General features: G+C 64.4%; 16 protein-coding genes and 1 tRNA gene. 12 read left to right on the forward strand and 5 right to left on the reverse strand.

Translation table 11 applies throughout. The annotated features are described in order from the left end of the window. The first annotated feature begins 77 nt into the window (after positions 1-77). Positions 78-1589 carry a UxaA family hydrolase gene (locus tag EB231_RS01480; RefSeq protein ID WP_172347286.1) on the forward strand — a complete coding sequence of 504 codons (1512 nt, stop codon included), beginning with the start codon at positions 78-80 and terminating at the stop codon, positions 1587-1589. Between the two features lie 61 nt (positions 1590-1650). Continuing rightward, positions 1651-2397, forward strand: coding sequence for an SDR family NAD(P)-dependent oxidoreductase (locus tag EB231_RS01485; RefSeq protein ID WP_172347287.1), 747 nt, complete (start codon positions 1651-1653; stop codon positions 2395-2397). Between the two features lie 347 nt (positions 2398-2744). Here the strand turns inward: EB231_RS01485 and EB231_RS01490 are convergent. Both EB231_RS01490 and EB231_RS01495 read right to left on the reverse strand, forming a co-directional pair. Continuing rightward, a tRNA-Ala gene (locus EB231_RS01490) sits at positions 2745-2820 on the reverse strand. Between the two features lie 172 nt (positions 2821-2992). Beyond that, positions 2993-3379, reverse strand: a complete 387-nt coding sequence (locus EB231_RS01495) for a TIGR02300 family protein (RefSeq protein WP_056569283.1) — start codon at positions 3377-3379, stop codon at positions 2993-2995. Between the two features lie 206 nt (positions 3380-3585). Between EB231_RS01495 and aroA the strand changes: the two genes are divergently transcribed. The 3 genes from aroA (at position 3586) to rpsA (ending at position 7778) form a co-directional block, all read left to right on the forward strand. Next, complete coding sequence (aroA, locus tag EB231_RS01500) at positions 3586-4944, forward strand: 3-phosphoshikimate 1-carboxyvinyltransferase (protein ID WP_172347288.1); 1359 nt, start codon at positions 3586-3588, stop codon at positions 4942-4944. Between the two features lie 278 nt (positions 4945-5222). Beyond that, a complete protein-coding gene (gene cmk / locus EB231_RS01505; RefSeq protein WP_172347289.1) occupies positions 5223-5873 on the forward strand; it encodes a (d)CMP kinase in 651 nt (216 codons plus the stop codon). 207 nt (positions 5874-6080) lie between these two features. Further along, on the forward strand, positions 6081-7778 hold the full coding sequence (rpsA, locus tag EB231_RS01510) for a 30S ribosomal protein S1 (RefSeq protein WP_056569274.1): 1698 nt from the start codon (positions 6081-6083) through the stop codon (positions 7776-7778). Positions 7779-7867: 89 nt separating this feature from the next. On the opposite strand, the gene EB231_RS01515 is transcribed toward rpsA, so the two are convergent. The 3 genes from EB231_RS01515 to EB231_RS01525 all read right to left on the reverse strand — a co-directional run bounded on the left by EB231_RS01515 (position 7868) and on the right by EB231_RS01525 (position 11261). Next, on the reverse strand, positions 7868-8575 hold the full coding sequence (locus tag EB231_RS01515) for an SDR family NAD(P)-dependent oxidoreductase (RefSeq protein WP_172347290.1): 708 nt from the start codon (positions 8573-8575) through the stop codon (positions 7868-7870). A gap of 236 nt (positions 8576-8811) precedes the next feature. After that, positions 8812-10416, reverse strand: coding sequence for a 5-guanidino-2-oxopentanoate decarboxylase (locus EB231_RS01520; RefSeq protein WP_172347291.1), 1605 nt, complete (start codon positions 10414-10416; stop codon positions 8812-8814). Next, positions 10413-11261, reverse strand: a complete 849-nt coding sequence (locus EB231_RS01525; protein WP_172352777.1) for a dimethylarginine dimethylaminohydrolase family protein — start codon at positions 11259-11261, stop codon at positions 10413-10415. The genes EB231_RS01520 and EB231_RS01525 overlap by 4 nt, the downstream gene beginning before the upstream one ends. 216 nt (positions 11262-11477) lie before the next feature. Here EB231_RS01525 and EB231_RS01530 point away from each other — a divergent pair, with 216 nt between their 5' ends. From EB231_RS01530 to EB231_RS01560, 7 genes are all read left to right on the forward strand, one after another. Continuing rightward, a complete protein-coding gene (locus EB231_RS01530; RefSeq protein WP_445299296.1) occupies positions 11478-12293 on the forward strand; it encodes an ABC transporter ATP-binding protein in 816 nt (271 codons plus the stop codon). A gap of 54 nt (positions 12294-12347) precedes the next feature. Continuing rightward, positions 12348-13145, forward strand: a complete 798-nt coding sequence (locus EB231_RS01535; RefSeq protein WP_056569263.1) for a transporter substrate-binding domain-containing protein — start codon at positions 12348-12350, stop codon at positions 13143-13145. Positions 13146-13350: 205 nt separating this feature from the next. Next, complete coding sequence (locus EB231_RS01540; protein ID WP_056569260.1) at positions 13351-14016, forward strand: ABC transporter permease; 666 nt, start codon at positions 13351-13353, stop codon at positions 14014-14016. Beyond that, positions 14016-14825, forward strand: coding sequence for an ABC transporter permease (locus tag EB231_RS01545; RefSeq protein ID WP_172347293.1), 810 nt, complete (start codon positions 14016-14018; stop codon positions 14823-14825). Before EB231_RS01540 ends, EB231_RS01545 begins: the two co-directional genes overlap by 1 nt. Positions 14826-14976: 151 nt before the next feature. After that, on the forward strand, positions 14977-15978 hold the full coding sequence (locus EB231_RS01550) for an Ldh family oxidoreductase (RefSeq protein ID WP_172347294.1): 1002 nt from the start codon (positions 14977-14979) through the stop codon (positions 15976-15978). A gap of 342 nt (positions 15979-16320) precedes the next feature. Continuing rightward, on the forward strand, positions 16321-16773 hold the full coding sequence (locus tag EB231_RS01555; protein WP_172347295.1) for a DoxX family protein: 453 nt from the start codon (positions 16321-16323) through the stop codon (positions 16771-16773). A 110-nt stretch (positions 16774-16883) separates the two neighbouring features. Continuing rightward, complete coding sequence (locus EB231_RS01560; protein WP_172347296.1) at positions 16884-17861, forward strand: complex I NDUFA9 subunit family protein; 978 nt, start codon at positions 16884-16886, stop codon at positions 17859-17861. Positions 17862-17920: the final 59 nt, after the last annotated feature.

The raw sequence follows: 17920 nt of genomic DNA on the forward strand, positions 1-17920 counted from the left end.
GACATTCTATTATATTAGTATTTCTCATCGTTCATCCCTGACTTCGTCGGGGGAGAGCTTCCTTCAGAGTTTGTGTAATGACGCGGTTCATCCAGCTTTCGCACGCCGACAACATTCTTCTTGCGGTCGACCCTTTGAAGGTCGGCGACAGGGCCGGTGACGTCGCGGCCAGGGCACGGATCCCGCGCGGCCACAAGATGGCCATGCGCGACATCGCTTCGGACGAACCGATCGTGAAATACGGCCAGACCATCGGCTTTGCACGCGAACCAATCGTCGCCGGCGACTGGGTGCACGAGCACAATGTGTATCTGCGCAATTTCGAGCGCGACTACCTCTTCGGCACAAACGCCAGGCACACGCCTGTTCTTCCAGAGGCCGAACGCGCCACCTTCCTGGGTTACCGCAGGCCGAGCGGCAAGGTCGGTACGCGCAATTTCATCGCCGTCCTGACTTCGGTGAACTGCTCGGCCAGCGTCGCCCGCTTCATCGTGGAAGAGGTCAACCGGTCGGGCATCCTGCGCGACTATCCCAATGTCGACGGCGTCATTTCGCTCGTCCACGGCACAGGCTGCGGCATCGACACCAAGGGGCCCGCCTACGATCTCCTGAAACGCACGCAATGGGGGTTTGCCACCAACCCCAATGTCGGCGGCGTGCTGATGGTCGGGCTCGGCTGCGAAGCGTTCCAGATCCCGCGCTGGATGCAGTCCTACAACATCGAGGAGAGCACCATCTTCCGCACGATGACGATCCAGGAGACCGGCGGCACCCGCAAGACCGTCGAGGCCGGTGTCAAGGCGATCCTCGACATGCTGCCGACCGTGAATGCGGCGGAAAGAACGCCGCAGCCGGCTTCCGAACTGGTGCTGGCGCTGCAATGCGGCGGGTCGGACGGTTACTCCGGCATCAGCGCCAACCCGGCGCTCGGTGCGGCGGTGGACCTGCTGGTCGCGCAGGGCGGGACGGCCGTTCTCTCGGAGACGCCCGAGATCTATGGCGCGGAGCATCTTCTCACCTTGCGCGCCGAGACCCGCGAAGTGGGAGAGAAGCTGATCGAGCGCATCCGCTGGTGGGAGGACTATACCGCCAGGCACGACATGGAGATGAACAACAACCCGTCTCCCGGCAACAAGCTGGGCGGGCTGACGACCATACTGGAGAAATCACTCGGCGCCTCCGCCAAGGGCGGCACGACCAATCTGCGCGCCGTGCTGGAATATGCCGAGCCGATCAACGAGCGCGGCCTCGTCTTCATGGATACGCCGGGTTACGACCCGGTCTCGGCCACCGGACAGGTTGCCGGCGGCGCCAACATATTGTGCTTCACCACGGGACGCGGCTCGGCCTTCGGCTGCAAGCCGACGCCCTCGATCAAGCTCGCCTCGAACTCCTTCATCTTCGAGCAGATGCGCGAGGACATGGACATAAACTGCGGCGACATACTGGACGGCGTGACGCTGGCCGAGAAGGGCGAGGAGATCTTCACCGAGATCCTGCGCGTGGCATCGGGCGGGCGCACCAAGTCGGAATCGCTCGGTTATGGCGACAACGAGTTCGTGCCCTGGAGTCTCGGCGCGACGATGTAGCAATCCCGCCCGCTTTCATCGGGCAGCCCTCCAGCATCTCAAACGGAAAGAACCGCTCGACATGAACAGGATCGATCTTGACGGCCAGCACGCCGTGGTCACCGGCGGCGCGCAAGGCCTCGGCTTTGCGATGGCCAAGCGTTTTGTCGCCTCCGGCGCGACGGTCACCTTGTGGGACATCGACGAAGCCCGTCTCGATGCGGCCAAGCAGGAGCTCGGCAAGGCCGCCACGACGCTGGCCGTGGACATAGCCAGTTGGGAAGCGGTGGACGCCGCCCGCGCCAGAACGGAGGAGATCGCCAACAAGATCTCCATCCTGGTCAACTCGGCGGGCATCGCCGGTCCGGCCGCGCCGCTCGATAGCTACGACATCGATGTCTGGAAGAAGGTCATCGACATCAACGTCAACGGTACCTTCTACGTCAACCGCGCCGTGGTTCCCGGGATGAAGGAGCGCAATTACGGGCGCATCGTCAACATCGCCTCGGTCGCCGGCAAGGAAGGCAATCCCAATGCCGCCGCCTATTCGGCCTCGAAAGCCGCAGTCATCGGCATGACCAAGTCGCTTGGCAAGGAACTGGCGCAGTACGACATCGCGGTCAACTGCATCTCGCCGGCGACGGCGCAGACGCGCATCCTCGAGCAGCTGACGGCCGAGCACATCGAATACATGCGTTCGCGCATTCCGCGCGGCCGCCTGCTGGAGGTCGACGAGGCCGCCGCCATGGTCGCCTGGCTCGTCTCGAAGGAAAACAGCTTCACCACGGCCTCGACCTTCGATCTGTCGGGTGGACGCACGACCTACTGATCGAGATCAAGCTTCCGCAGCACTGGCCTCCGGCGTCAGCCGACGGCCGGGATGGCACGTGTCCGCCCCGGCACGATCTCGGGCGCGCCGTCGGGCATGGCGGCCGCGATGCCTAGAATGTGACCGGAGCCGAGAAGCAGGCCGCGGAGAGCCCAGCGGGGGCGTCGTCATCGATCTCGTCGCCGAAATGGGCAACAGACGGCGAGCCCTGCTTGGGAAAGGTCGCGCGGCGGTTAGGCGGTGAGGCTGGATTGTCGGCGCAACCCTCTAGTGAGCGGAGCTGCTCGAGGCGAGCGTACCAGGGCCGTACGGCCCATTCACCGGTTGCGGTTGGCTGAGAGACTGTTTGGTGGAGCCAATCGGAATCGAACCGACGACCTCTTGAATGCCATTCAAGCGCTCTCCCAACTGAGCTATGGCCCCACTTCCGGCAGTCAACCGGCGCCGTTTCCGGCGAAGAGATCAGCACGGGTTGGAACACCGCGCCGTTAGTGCAGGCGGCTTCTAACCCCGCCTTTCCCAGATATCAAGCCTTCAATGCCGGCTTTTTGTTCACAGGCCAAGAAAGCCTGCAAACGCTTGTCTCTCGGGTCGATCAGACCTCGTCGTCGTCGTCGCCGACGCCGATCATGTCGGCAACGTCGTCGTCTTCTTCCTCTTCGTCGGCAAGGAAGGTATCGTCCTCGTCGTCGCCGAGATCAACGTCCTCGTCGTCGCCGAGATCCGGCAGGTCGTCACCCTTGACGTCCTCGTCGGCCTCTTCGAGCGAGACGACTTCAACGCCCTCTTCGTCCTCGGCGTCCACTTCCTTCTCGGCCACTTCCTCTTCCTCCTCGAGGGCGGCGATCTTGCCTTCCTCGAAATAGGAACGCGGATAGGTCTTGCCGGTGTAGGGCGAGACGATCGGGTCCTTGTTCAGGTCGTAGAATTTTCGACCCGTTTCGGGGTCGATACGCTTTGTGCCAAGTTCGGTTTTTGCCACGGCAAGCCTCGTGAATAAAAGAGTGGTCCCCTTAACCACTGTTTGCGGCGCTGTCAAAGCCAAAAGCCGGCGTCACAAAACCAAGTCCTGAAAGGCCTCGCGGCAAGTGACGACCATGGGGATGACCATTTCGCCCCGCCGTGATACGAGACCGCCGCAACAAATGAAAAGCGCCGGCCCGCCGGCATTCCGTCCAGGGAAATTCCATGTCTCACGCCGCCGCTGCCAAGCCGGCCACCGCCCGCAAATCTCAAGCCCTTTCCGGCACGGCACGCGTGCCGGGCGACAAGTCGATCTCGCACCGCTCCTTCATGTTCGGCGGTCTCGCCTCCGGCGAAACCCGCATCACCGGCCTGCTGGAGGGGGAGGACGTGATGCGCACGGGCGCGGCCATGAAGGCGATGGGCGCGCATATCGAGAAGCGCGGCGCCGAGTGGGTGATCCGCGGCACCGGCAACGGCGCACTGTTGCAGCCGGAAGGCCCGCTCGACTTCGGCAATGCCGGCACCGGCTCACGGCTGACCATGGGCCTCGTCGGCACCTACGACATGGAAACCACCTTCATCGGCGACGCCTCGCTGTCCGGCCGGCCGATGGGCCGCGTGCTCGAGCCGCTGCGCCAGATGGGCGTGCAGGTGCTGAAGGCCACACCCGGCGACCGCATGCCGATCACGCTGCATGGCCCCAAGCACGCCGCCCCGATCACCTACCGCGTGCCGATGGCCTCGGCGCAGGTGAAGTCAGCCGTGCTGCTCGCCGGCCTCAACACGCCCGGCATTACCACGGTGATCGAACCGGTGATGACGCGCGACCACACCGAAAAGATGCTCAAGGGCTTTGGCGCCAACCTGTCGGTCGAGACCGACGAACGCGGCGTGCGCCACATCTTCATCGAGGGCCAGGGCAAGCTGACAGGCCAGACGATCGCGGTACCGGGCGACCCGTCCTCAGCCAGCTTCCCGCTGGTCGCGGCGCTGATCGTGCCGGGTTCGGACATCGTGATCGAAAACGTGCTGATGAACCCGACCCGCACCGGGCTTTTGCTGACGTTGCAGGAAATGGGCGGCAAGATCGACATCCTCAACCCGCGCAATGCCGGCGGCGAGGATGTCGCCGACCTGCGCGTGCGCTATTCCGAGCTCAAGGGCGTCGCCGTGCCCCCGGAGCGGGCACCGTCGATGATCGACGAGTACCCGGTGCTGGCCGTTGCCGCGAGCTTCGCCGAGGGCGAGACGCTGATGCAGGGGCTGGAAGAGCTGCGGGTGAAGGAATCCGACCGTCTGTCGGCCGTCGCCAACGGGCTGAAGCTCAACGGCGTCGACTGCACCGAGGGCGAGGCTTCGCTTGCCGTGCGCGGCAAGCCGGGCGGCAAGGGCCTGGGCGGCCACCCCAACGGCCTGGACACGACGGTGCAAACCCATCTCGACCACCGCATCGCCATGAGCTTTCTGGTCATGGGACTGGCAACGGAAAAGCCTGTCACCATCGACGATCAGGCGATGATCGCGACGAGCTTTCCGGAGTTCATGGGGCTGATGACGGGGTTGGGCGCGGAGATTGAGTGACGGGTGATGGCAATTACAAACCCTGGAGAATGGGGGCCGACATCCCTCCCTTCGCCATCCACGGGCGGAGCGGGAGCGAAACGGACGCGTAGACCCGAGGATCCATGCCGTGACGCCAAAGCGTCTCGACGATGCAGAGTTATGGACCGCAGCATTCTTCGACTGATGTCACGGCATGGATCCCAGGGTCTCCGCGACGCAGCTGCGCTCCTGCTCCGCCCTGGGATGACGAAGGCGCGTGGGCTGGACGCCAAGCCTTGCGAAGCGCTGGGCTGCCAATGACCTCAACCTTCACCATCGCCATCGACGGCCCCGCCGGCGCAGGCAAGGGCACCCTCGCCCGGCGTCTGGCCGACCACTACCGGCTGAACCTGCTCGACACCGGCCTCACCTACCGGGCGGTCGCTTATGCGCTCATCCAGCACGCGCTGCCGCTCGACAACGTCTCGGCCGCCGAAACCGCCGCCCGTCAGGTCGACCTGGCGAAGCTCGATCGCGCGGTCTTGTCGGCGCATGCCGTTGGCGAGGCGGCCTCGAAGGTCGCGGTGTTCCCGACCGTGCGGCGCATTCTCGTCGAGAAGCAGCGCGCGTTCGCCAAGACGCCGCCGGGCGCGGTGCTGGACGGGCGCGACATCGGCACTGTCGTGTGCCCCGACGCCGACATCAAACTCTATGTGACGGCGAGTGCCGAAGTGCGGGCACGACGCCGGCTGGCCGAGATCGAAAGCATCGGCGGCACCGCCAATTTCGCCGAAATCCTCGCCGACATCGTGCGCCGCGACGAGCGCGACATGGGCCGTGCCGACTCGCCCTTGAAGCCGGCCGCCGACGCGCACTTGCTTGATACCAGCGAAATGGCTATAGAAGCCGCGTTTCTCGCGGCCATGGCGATCGTTGACGACGTGCTGGCCAGGAGAAACAAGGCCTGATCCGGGTTTTCATGCTGTTTCCGTTGCCGGAAGCGAAGAAAATACCCATATCGGGCACGAACCAGCCTGCCAGCATTCTTCATGCGCCGGAATTGCCGCTTCAAAGCGGCCCAGGGCTTTTTAAAGCCCGGAACGCCGGCAGGCCAACGCAACGCTAACCCACGGCGCCCGTCCCGCTCAGAGATGCGGGGCACTCCAGGAGAAACAATGTCAGCTGCAAATCCCACTCGCGACGATTTCGCGAGCCTGCTCGAAGAATCATTCACCACCGGCCATTCCGGCGAAGGTCAGGTCGTCAAGGGCACGATCACCGCGATCGAAAAGGACATGGCCATCATCGACGTCGGCCTCAAGGTCGAAGGCCGCGTGCCGCTGAAGGAATTCGGCGTCAAGGGCAAGGACACGACCCTCAAGGTCGGTGACACCGTCGAAGTCTATGTCGAGCGCATCGAGAACGCGCTTGGCGAAGCGATGCTTTCGCGTGAGAAGGCCCGCCGCGAAGAGAGCTGGGTCCGCCTCGAAGAGAAGTTCACCAAGGGTGAGCGCGTCGAAGGCGTCATCTTCAACCAGGTCAAGGGCGGCTTCACCGTCGACCTCGACGGCGCCGTGGCCTTCCTGCCGCGCAGCCAGGTCGATATCCGCCCGATCCGCGACGTCTCCCCGCTGATGCACAACCCGCAGCCCTTCGAGATCCTCAAGATGGATCGCCGCCGCGGCAACATCGTGGTGTCGCGCCGCACCGTGCTCGAGGAAAGCCGCGCCGAACAGCGTTCGGAAATCGTGCAGAACCTCGAAGAAGGCCAGGTTGTCGAAGGCGTCGTCAAGAACATCACCGACTACGGTGCGTTCGTCGACCTCGGCGGCATCGACGGCCTGCTGCATGTCACCGACATGGCATGGCGCCGCGTCAACCATCCGACTGAAATCCTCAACATCGGTCAGACGGTCAAGGTGCAGATCATCCGCATCAATCAGGAAACCCACCGCATCTCGCTCGGCATGAAGCAGCTCGAGAGCGATCCGTGGTCCGAGATCGGCACCAAGTTCCCGATCGGCAAGAAGATCAAGGGCACCGTCACCAACATCACCGACTACGGCGCGTTCGTCGAGCTGGAGCCGGGCATCGAAGGCCTCATCCACGTTTCGGAAATGTCGTGGACGAAGAAGAACGTGCATCCCGGCAAGATCCTGTCGACGACGCAGGAAGTCGACGTCGTGGTGCTCGAGGTCGATCCGGCCAAGCGCCGCATCTCGCTCGGCCTCAAGCAGACGCTCGAGAATCCGTGGGAAGCCTTCGCGCGCAACCATCCGGTCGGCAGCCAGGTCGAGGGCGAGGTCAAGAACAAGACCGAGTTCGGCCTGTTCATCGGCCTGGAAGGCGACGTGGACGGCATGGTGCACCTCTCCGACCTCGACTGGACCCGTCCGGGCGAGCAGGTCATCGAAGAGTACAATCGCGGCGACATCGTCAAGGCGCAGGTGCTCGACGTCGACATCGAGAAGGAGCGCATCTCGCTCGGCATCAAGCAGCTGGCCCGCGACACGGTCGGCGAAGCGGCGACTTCGGGCGAACTGCGCAAGAACGCCGTCGTCACCTGTGAGGTCATCGGCGTCAAGGATGGCGGTCTGGAAGTGCGGCTGGTCGACAGCGGCATCGAGACCTTCATCAAGCGCTCGGACCTGAGCCGCGACCGCGACGAGCAGCGCCCCGAGCGCTTCACCGTCGGCCAGAAGGTCGATGCCCGCGTCATCGCCTTCGACAAGAAGACCCGCAAGCTGCAGGTCTCGATCAAGGCGCTGGAAATCGCCGAAGAGAAGGAAGCGGTCGCCCAGTACGGCTCGACCGACTCCGGCGCTTCGCTGGGCGATATCCTGGGTGCCGCGCTGAAGAAGCAGGGCAACTAAGCCTCTTCTTCCACCCCCAAAACAAAACCCCGCCGGAGCGATCCGGCGGGGTTTTTCTTTGGCGAAAGCCAGGTCGTTCGATTGCGGAGCTACGCCCGGCCGTAGAGCGGCACCAGCGTTCCGCTCATCGCCTGGTTGGCCGGCGAGGCGAGATAGGCGATGGCTTCGGCAGCCGCTTCGAGGCTGACCCATTTGGTGAAATCGGCATCCGGCATGTCGGCGCGGTTTGCCGGCGTGTCGAGCGTCGAGGGGGCCACGGCATTGACCAGGATGCCCTTGGCCTTGAGCTCTTCGGCCATCGCCACCGTCATGGCCGCGACCGCCGCCTTGCTGGCCGTGTAGGCGACCATGCCGGCGCCGCGCCTGGGGTCGAGCCCGGCCCGCGCGGTCACATTGACGATGCGCCCAGCGGTGCCCGAAGCCAGCATCGAACGAATAGCCGCGCGGCTGCACAGGAAGGTGGTGCGGGCATTGGTGTCCATCATCTCGGCAAAGGACGCCGATTCGATCTTTTCCACCGGCGCCATGGCGAAACCGCCGGCGAGATGGATCGATCCCCACAAGGCGGGAACCTGGGTGTAGAAGCCTTCAACCTTGGCGGAATCCGACAGGTCGACATTGTGCGCCAGCTTGACATTCTCATGCGCGGCGAATGGAAAATGCTGGGGTGCCGCGGCATGTGCGTTCGGCACATGGCAGATCGCGCCCTGCTCCAGCAGTCTGCCAACCACCGCGCCGCCGAGCGCACCGGTTCCACCGGTCACGACGATATGCCTGCCTTGAAGTGTTTCCGTCATCCTGGATCGCTCCTGTCGTATTCTTATGATTATTTCGCTTGTTGCGCCGCGCCGACGCGAAGCGTCGCGCCTTTCGGCCAATCACTCAACTGATATCTCGACATGGCAGTTGTTGCGTCTTTGCATGCGTCAGCTCGCTGGCCACCGCGATTTGCCGGCCCTGCGGCTCCAGCCGTGCAACAGGCAAGCCGGCGAATGGCCGATACAGGTTGAAAAATCAACGCCGGCCTTGGCGCTCAATCGACCGTGATTTCGATGACACGCGGCAACCCGGTCGCCCGCGCCTGCCTCAACGCCTGCGGCAAGGCGCCGATATCGGCCAGCCGCTCGGCACCGATGCCATAGGCTTCGGCCAGCTTGCAGAAATCCGGCGGCGCCGGCGAGACCCCGACAGGTTCCACACCGACATCGAGCATCGAGGTCTCGATCTCGCGATAGCCCCTGTTGTTCCAGATCACGAAGATGACCGGGGCCTGGGCATCGAGTGCCGCGCCGAGTTCGGGCAGCGTGAACTGGAAACCACCGTCTCCAGTCAGGCAGACGACCGGTGCATCGGGCACGGCAAGTGCCGCCCCGATCGCCGCCGGCGGGCCGTAACCAAGCGCGCCAAAGCCGGTGGCGGCGTTGAACCAGCCGCCCGGCCGGTCGTGGTCGTAGTAGAGGTTGGCGGCATAGACCGGCTGCGTCGAATCGCCGACGACAATGGCGCCCGGCAGTGCGTCACGGATCATTTCCACCGCGTGCACCTGCGCCACATAGGCCGGGCTGAGCTCGGCGAACGCCGCCCTCCGCGCCGCGGCGGCGCGTGCCTCGCCGTCTGGCGCCGCAGGATGAGCGGAGCCGGTCGCGGCGAGCAAGGCCTCGATCGCCTCGGCGCAGTCGGCCTGGATACCGATCGTCACCGGGCGGCGCGCGAGCTGGTCGGCGCCGATGTCGATGCGGATCAGGTTGGAAGGCAGAACGAAGCCGCCATCGCCGTAGCCGTCATAATCGGTCGGACCGAATTCGGTGCCGGCGGCAATCACCAGATCGGCCTCGGCCATCAGCGCGCGGACCGCCTTCAGGCTGGGGCTTGCCGGCACGCAGAGCGGGTGGCGGTGCAGCAGACCCCGCGCATTGGTGGTCTCGATGACCGGCGCACCGAGTTTCTCGGCCAGGCGCCGCAATGGCGCTTCGGCACACTTGGCGCCGCCGCCGGCCAAGATCAGCGGGCGGCGCGCGGCCGCGATGAGTTTGGCTGCACGGGCAATTGCCGCGCCGTCCGGCGCCGGCGGTGCCGCATTGCTCAGCAGTGCCGCGATATCGTCAGCCGGCTTGACCATGACATCGGTCGGGATCTCGATATGCACCGGGCCCGGCCGCGAGGACGAAAACAGGGCGAAGGCCCGTGCCAATGCCCCGGGCAACTCGCTGGCCTCGGTGACACGCTGCGATAACAGCGCCACCTTTTCCATCATGCCGCGCTGATCCGGCAGCTCATGCAGGAAGCCAAGCCCCTTGCCCAGTGTCGGCGTGGCGTTGACACCCGAGATGACCAGCATCGGCACCGAATCGGCGCGCGCCTGGCCCATGGCGGTGATGGTGTTGGTCAGCCCCGGTCCGGTGATGACGAAGGCGACACCCGGCCTGCCGCTGGCGCGGGCATAGCCGTCGGCCATGAAGCCGGCGCCCTGTTCGTGGCGCGGCGTGACATGGCGGATTTTCGAGCGCGCCAGGCCACGGTAGAGCTCGACCGTGTGGACGCCGGGAATGCCGAAGACGGTGTCGACGCCGTGGGCTTCGAGCAGCGTGATGAGGGCCTCGCCGATGGTCGGCCCCGTGGTCGTCCCAGCTGTCGTCATTGGCGCAGCACCGGACGTGTCAGGCAGGTCGGACCACCCTCGCAAGCGATACACAGCGCATCCGCCTCGAAGGTGGAGACCGTGCAGCCGGCCGCCGCCATGGCCGCCGCCGTCTTGGGAAAACCGGCGACGGCGATCACCTGGTGTGGTGCGGTCGGCAGGACGTTGAGGCTGAGCCCGTTGGAGGCCATGAACTCATCGGCATCGCCCTCGACCAGCTTGATGCCGCGTGCCCGCAGCATCTGGTAGAAAGGCGCCGGCAGGAGCGGCGAATAGACCAATGCCAGATCGTCGGCGAGCGGGCTGATCACCGACATCAGATGCAGGCAGGCCTCTTCGCCGTGCCACAGCGGCAGATCGAAACCAAAGACCTGTATGCCCTTGGGCGAAAGCAGGTTGGCGAGCTGCTGGATGCCGTCCTGGTTGGTGCGTACGCCGCGGCCGATGGCCAGCGTGCCGGCATCGACCCAGACGCAGTCACCACCTTCCACCTGACCGGGATGCTCGATGCGGCCGAGGATCGGAATGCCCATGCTGGTGTAGGCGGCTTCGTGCAGGCCGGGCTCCGGCCGGCGCAGTGCCTTGCCCATGGACAGGATGATGGCGCCGTGATCGGTCATCAGCGAAGGGTCGTGGGTGAAGACGGAATCGGCCAGCCCGTCATCGGCGTCCGTCAGCCATTCGATCTCGGCACCTGAAGCCGCGACCAGCCGCGTCAGCCGCTCATGCTGGGCGGCGGCTTTTTGCGGGTCAAAGCCTGGGCCATAGTGCCATTCCCGCGCCCTGGCGTGGCGCATGGCACTCGACGCGGATCGCATCAGCACGCGTTTGAGCGGTCCTGCCATGGACTGCGAACCGTATGTTTTGCCCACTAAATTCTCCCGAAACATCCCTGCCGCCACTAACCACTACAGCAAGCCGTGATCAATGGTCCAAAAACCATGGTTGACGGAGGCAAGCGGAACGGTCCATCTTGAGAATGGGAACTCTGTCCAGTGATGGGTAATGGGTAAAACAATCCAGCAGCGATGGGCTCGACCGCTCCGCGGAGCGTCGAAGGGATGATGGCGCAGGGCGCCGCATCCGTCCTCACACAAACGGCGCAGGACGGCGCCGCCGAAGCCATCCATGTCGAAAACCTGCACAAGAAATTCGGCGAACTGCATGTGCTGAAGGGCGTGTCGCTGTCGGCGCGCGACGGTGAGGTGATCGCCATCATCGGTGGCTCAGGCTCGGGCAAATCGACGCTGCTGCGCTGCATCAACTGCCTCGAAAATCCGACCAGCGGCATCATCCGCGTCAATGGCGAGGAGATCAAGCTGAAGGCGGACAGCCACGGCCACACCGTTCCGGCAGACCGCAAGCAGATCGAGCGCATCCGCTCCAAGCTCGGCATGGTGTTCCAGAATTTCAATCTGTGGAGCCACATGACGCTGATCGAAAACGTCATCGAGGTTCCGGTGCATGTGCTTGGCGTCAAGCGCGACGAGGCGATCGCCCAGGCCGAAAAGCTGCTGGCGCGCGTCGGGCTTGCCGAAAAGCGCGACGTCTATCCCGCCTATCTGTCGGGCGGCCAGCAGCAGCGCGCCGCTATCGCGCGCGCGCTCGCCATCAATCCGCGCGTCATGCTGTTCGACGAGCCGACCTCGGCGCTCGACCCCGAACTGGTCGGCGAGGTGCTGAAGGTGATCGGCGACCTGGCGCGCGAGGGCCGCACCATGGTGCTGGTCACCCATGAAATGAAGTTCGCCCGCGAGGTCGCGACCCACGTCGTCTATCTCTACAACGGGCTGGTCGAGGAAGAAGGGCCGCCGGAGCAGATCTTCGGCGCACCGAAATCCGAAAGGCTGAAGCAGTTCATCCGCAACATCGGCTAGGGACAGGCCGAGACGGAAGAAAACCGGGAACCAACAACAAACTGGGAGTTTGAAATGAAGACTGTTCTGAAGACATTTGCTGCGGCACTGCTGCTCGGCGTCGCAGCCATGGGCGTGGCCAAGGCCGATCCGGTCAAGATCGGTGTCGCCGCCGAGCCCTATCCGCCCTTCACCTCGCCGGATGCTTCGGGCAAATGGGTCGGCTGGGAGATCGACTTCATCGACGCCGTCTGCGCCGAGGAAAAACTCGACTGCGTCATCACGCCCGTTGCCTGGGACGGCATCATTCCGGCGCTGACCACCAAGAAGATCGATCTCATCGTCTCGTCGATGTCGATCACCGACGAACGCAAGAAGACGATCGACTTCTCGGACAAGTATTACAACACGCCGACGGCGATCATCGGACCGAAGGACCAGAAGTTCGGCTCGACGCCGGATGACCTCAAGGGCAAGGTCGTCGGCGTCCAGGTGTCGACCGTGCACGCCGTCTACGCCAAGAAGCACTTCGGCGCCACCGCTTCCGAAATCAAGGAATACCAGACCCAGGACGAAGCCAACCAGGATCTCGCCGCCGGCCGCCTCGATGCGGTGCAGGCAGACTCCATCGCCCTTGGCGAATTCCTCAAGTCCGACCAGGGCAAGGCCTGCTGCGACTTGAAGGGCATGGTGGCTCCTGACGACGAAGTGCTCGGACCGGGCGTCGGCGCCGGCGTGCGCAAGGAAGACACCGCCCTGAAGGAAAAGATCAACGCCGGCATCAAGGCGATCCGCGCCAACGGCAAGTATGACGAAATCTCGAAGAAATATTTCGATTTCGACATTTACGGCGGCTCGACGCAGTCGAACTGACCCCCCTCCCACAGGCCGGAGGGCATGACGCCAAGGTCACGCTCTCCGGCCGACCCTTCCCACGCATGCTTGCCGTCGGCCACTGACGTCGGCGAATAGCGCCAGCAAACCGGGGGCGAAGCTGATCGACGCGTTTCTTCCGGCCTCGGCGGCCGGTATCATCGAACTCCTCTCGCCCGCGCCGGTCGGCTGGGGCGGGACACTCATGCTCGGGCTGCTGCATTCGATCGAGATCGCCGTCGGCGCCACGATCGTCGGCCTGTTCATCGGAACCTGCGGTGCCTATGGCAAGCTCTATGGCGGGCCTGTCGTGCGCGACCTGCTTGCGGTCTACACCACCGTGGTGCGCGCCGTGCCCGAACTGGTGCTGATCCTGTTGCTCTACTACGCCGGCACCGACCTGATAAACCAGGTGCTCACCGCGATCGGCTACCAGCGTGTCGATATCAACGGGCTGGTGGCCGGCATAGCCGTGCTTGGCTTCGTCCAGGGCGCCTACTCGACAGAAGTCATGCGCGGCGCGATCCTTGCCATCCCGCAGGGCCAGATCGAAGCCGCCCGTGCCTACGGCATGTCGCCCGGCCTTCTCCTGCGGCGCATCACCCTGCCGGCGATGCTGCCCTTCGCCATTCCGGGTCTCGCCAATCTGTGGCTGATCGCGACCAAGGACACCGCGCTGCTGGCCGTCGTCGGCTTCTTCGAACTGACGCTTGCGACACGGCAGGCGGCAGGAGTCACCAAGGCCTATCTGATATTCTATCTCGCCGCGGGCGTGCTCTATCTCGCGGTGACGCTGTTTTCCAACCTCCTGCTTGGCCGCGCCGAGAAATGGGCGCGGCGCGGCATGCCTTCGATCAAGGACGCACGCTGATGGTGGGCGAAGCTGCCATCATCAACACGGCGGCGCGCGCCTCGCTATGGCTGCAGCCGCATCGCATCGTCCTCATCGTGATGGCTCTGGGGTTGGTGCTGTCAGCCGCCTTTTTCATGCGCTGGGACTGGCTGCCGCAATATTGGGCACTGGGCCTGATGGGCATCTGGCGCTCCCTGTGGATCCTGGCCGTCACCTGCGTGCTCGGCTTTCTGATCGCCGTGCCGGTCGGGCTGGCGCAAGCCGCCGGTTCAATCTGGGTTGCGGCGCCGGCGAAGGTTTTCTGCACCATCATCCGCGGCACACCGCTGCTTTTGCAACTGTGGCTGCTCTATTACGGGCTGGGTTCGCTGTTCCCGCAATATCCATGGATCCGCGAATCCTGGATGTGGCCCTATCTCAGACAGGCCTGGCCGTATGGCGTGCTGGCGCTGACCCTGTCCTTCGCCGGTTACGAGGGCGAGGTGATGCGCGGCGCCTTTGCCGGCGTGCCCAAGGGACAGCTGGAAGCCGCCCGCGCCTTCGGCATGAGCCGCTGGAAGATCTTCCAGCGCATATGGCTGCCGCAAGCCTTCTATCGGGCACTGCCGACGCTGACCGGTGAAACCGTGCTGCAGTTGAAGTCGACGCCCCTGGTGGCGACGATCAGCGTCATCGATATCTTCGCCGTCTCGTCCAAGGTGCGACAGGATACCTACCTCACCTACGAGCCCTTGCTGCTGCTGGCGTTGATCTATATGGCGATCACCGGCATTCTCGTCCTGGCCTTCAGCCGGATCGAAGCGCGGATACCCGTCAAGGTCGGCTAGAGGCGCACCGATCGCGCACGGCACGATGGAGATATCCGCCGCTTTTCTTGCAGTTGCGGACGATTTTCAACACAAACGCCGGCTCATCTGCTGCTACGCACGCACGGACCCGACCAACTCAACCAGTTCTCGCGACCCCAGGACGGCCATAATGCAACTCAGTCTCGACCAGGCAAGAGGACTGTGCCGGATGGCGGCACTCGGCGCCGGCGCCAATGAGGAGGCCGCGCAATCGCTCACGGCCTCGATCATCGCAGCCGAGGCGGAAGGGCTTTCGGCCGTCGGGCTTTCGCATTTCATCGACTATCTCGAGGCCCTCGAGGCCGGCCGCATCGACGGCAATGCCGATCCGGTGATCACCAGGCCGGCGCTGGCCGTCTATCTCTCCGACGCACGCGGCGGGCTGGCGCATACCGGCTTCGACCGGACGATCGACGACCTCGCCAAGGCGGCAAGACTGTTCGGCGTTGCCATCTTCTCGCAGAAGAACGCCTATACATGCGGCGCTCTTGGCTATTTCACCGGAAGGCTGGCGGCACAGGGACTGGTATCGTTCGCCGCCACCAATGGCCCGGCCGTTCTCGCCGGCTCGGGCTCTGTCAAGCCGGTCTATTGCACCAACCCGATGTCGTTTGCCGCACCGGCCGCCGACGGCGCGCCGCTTGTCATCGATCAGTCCTCGAGCGCCACGGCCTTCGTCAACATCCGCAAGGCGGCCGAGGACGGCAAGAAAATTCCCGAAGGCTGGGCGCTGGACGCCAGCGGCAACCCGACCACCGATCCGGCAGCGGCCATGAAAGGCGCTATGCTTGCCTTTGGCGGCCAGCGCGGGGCCAACATCGCGCTGATGGTCGAAGTGCTGGCGGCGGGCATTTCCGGGGCCAACTGGTCGCTCGACGCGCCATGGTTCACCGGTGGGCCGGACAGCCCCGGAACCGGCCTGTTCGTGCTGGCCATCGAGCCCAAGCTGCTCGACCCGGATTTCGAGCAGCGCATGAAGGACCAGCTTGACCGTCTGCGCCGCCGCTTTGGCGTGCATGTGCCGGGCCGTGCCCGGGCCGAGGCGGTCGAGAAGGCGCAGGCGCGCGGCATCACCGCGCCCAAGGCGGTGGTGCAGCGCATTTCCGAATTCGCCGAGCGCTATTCGGCTTGAAGAAATCGACTTTTTTTCCGCGCCTTCGTGAACCTTTGCGCGCATTGCGACGACCCATGACTGTCCGGGTTGGGGTTGCCCGGTCGGTGTCTTCTGTCGGATGCGTCCAGGGCTGGGGCGGGCGTGCTTGCTTCACGCCAAGCTGATACCGTCTCAGGTCAGGCCGCCTCGTTGGACCCTGGTTTCGACATGAACTTCACCCGGAAAACCCCGCTTCGGCGGGGTTTTCTGCGTTTCATCCTGCGCACATAAACATGATTGTGAAAGTTAACTTTTGTTAACTTGACTTGACGGGGACCATCGGGCGTTTGCGAGGGGATCATCACAACAACAGGAGCCACGATGTCCGCAACCACCGACGCTTCCCACGGCAAGCTGATCATTCCGGCGCTTGGCCGCCTGTATTCGTCGCTGCATGACGGGGCCGAAACCCTTCTTCGCGTCATCGCCGGCGGGTTTCTTACCATCCATGGCTCGCAGAAGATCACCAATCCTTTCGGTGCGGCCGAAATGGTCGAAGGCCTCGGCTTCTATCCCGGCGCCTTCTGGTCGCTGCTTCTGGCCTGCACCGAATTTTTCGGCGGCATTTTCATCGCCATCGGGTTTTTGACACGGCCGGCCGCTTTTGCCGGCCTGTTCGTGCTGCTGGTCACCGTCTGGTTCCACTGGGTGACCATGGGCCAGGGCTATTCGGGTGCCGAGAAGTCGCTTTTGTGGGCCGCGATCCTGCTCTTCTTCGTCATTCGCGGCGGCAACCGGCACTCGGTCGACGCCCGCATCGGCAAGGCATTCTGACAAGCTTTCGAGAGCGGTGACGCGACGACGCGTCACCCTTTGCCTTTAGCGCAAAACGGACTATGAAACGGCTTCAGCCAAGCCATCTGGAAAGTGCGCCGGAGCCCACCATGACCGAAATCCTGCAGACCCCAAAGCTCGTCGTCGTCTTTGGCGGGTCAGGCTTTGTCGGCCGCCATGTCGTGCGCGCGCTGGCCAAGCGCGGCTATCGCATCCGGGTCGCCTGCCGGCGGCCCGACCTTGCCGGCCATTTGCAGCCGCTCGGCAACGTAGGCCAGATCCAGCCGGTACAGGCCAATGTGCGGGTGCGCTGGTCGGTCGACCGCGCCGTGCAAGGGGCCGACCATGTCGTCAATCTCGTTGCCGTCCTGCATGAGAGCGGCCGGCAGAAATTCTCCGCCGTGCATGAATTCGGCGCCCGCGCCGTCGCCGAGGCCGCGCGTTCCGTTGGCGCCGGGCTGACGCATGTTTCGGCGCTTGGCGCCGATGCGGGCTCCGAATCGGGTTACGCGCGCACCAAGGCGCTAGGCGAGAAGGCCGTGCTGGAGACGATTCCCGACGCCGTCATCTTCCGGCCGTCGATCACCTTCGGACCCGAGGACAGCTTCTTCAACCGCTTTGCCAACATGGCGCGCTATTCGCCGGTGCTGCCGCTGATCGGCGGCGGCCAGACCAAGTTCCAGCCGGTCTATGTCGGGGACGTTGCCGAGGCGGTGGCGCGCTCGGTCGACGGCAAGGTCAATCGCGGCCAGATCTACGAGCTTGGCGGCCCCAATGTGCTCACCTTCAAGGAGTGCATGGAAGAGTTGCTGACGGTGATCGAGCGCAAGCGCCTGCTGGTCCCGGTGCCGTGGTGGGTGGCCAACATCCAGGCGTCGATCCTCGGCCTGTTGCCCAATCCGCTGCTGACCAAGGACCAGGTGATGCAGTTGCGCGAGCATAACATCGTTTCGGACGCCGCTGCCAAGGCCAACCGGACACTTGCCGGGCTTGGCATCCAGCCACAGTCGATCGCAACGATCCTGCCGAGCTACCTCTGGCGCTTCCGCGCCGCCGGCCAGTTCCAGCAGCGCAAGCCCGCGGCATAAGCCCAAGGTGCGTTGAGATTCACGTCAGGCCGCCATCGTTCGCAGGCGGGATCACCTGA

Origin of the sequence: Mesorhizobium sp. NZP2298, from assembly GCF_013170825.1 — a bacterium.
In the GTDB taxonomy this organism is placed as follows: Bacteria; Pseudomonadota; Alphaproteobacteria; order Rhizobiales; family Rhizobiaceae; genus Mesorhizobium.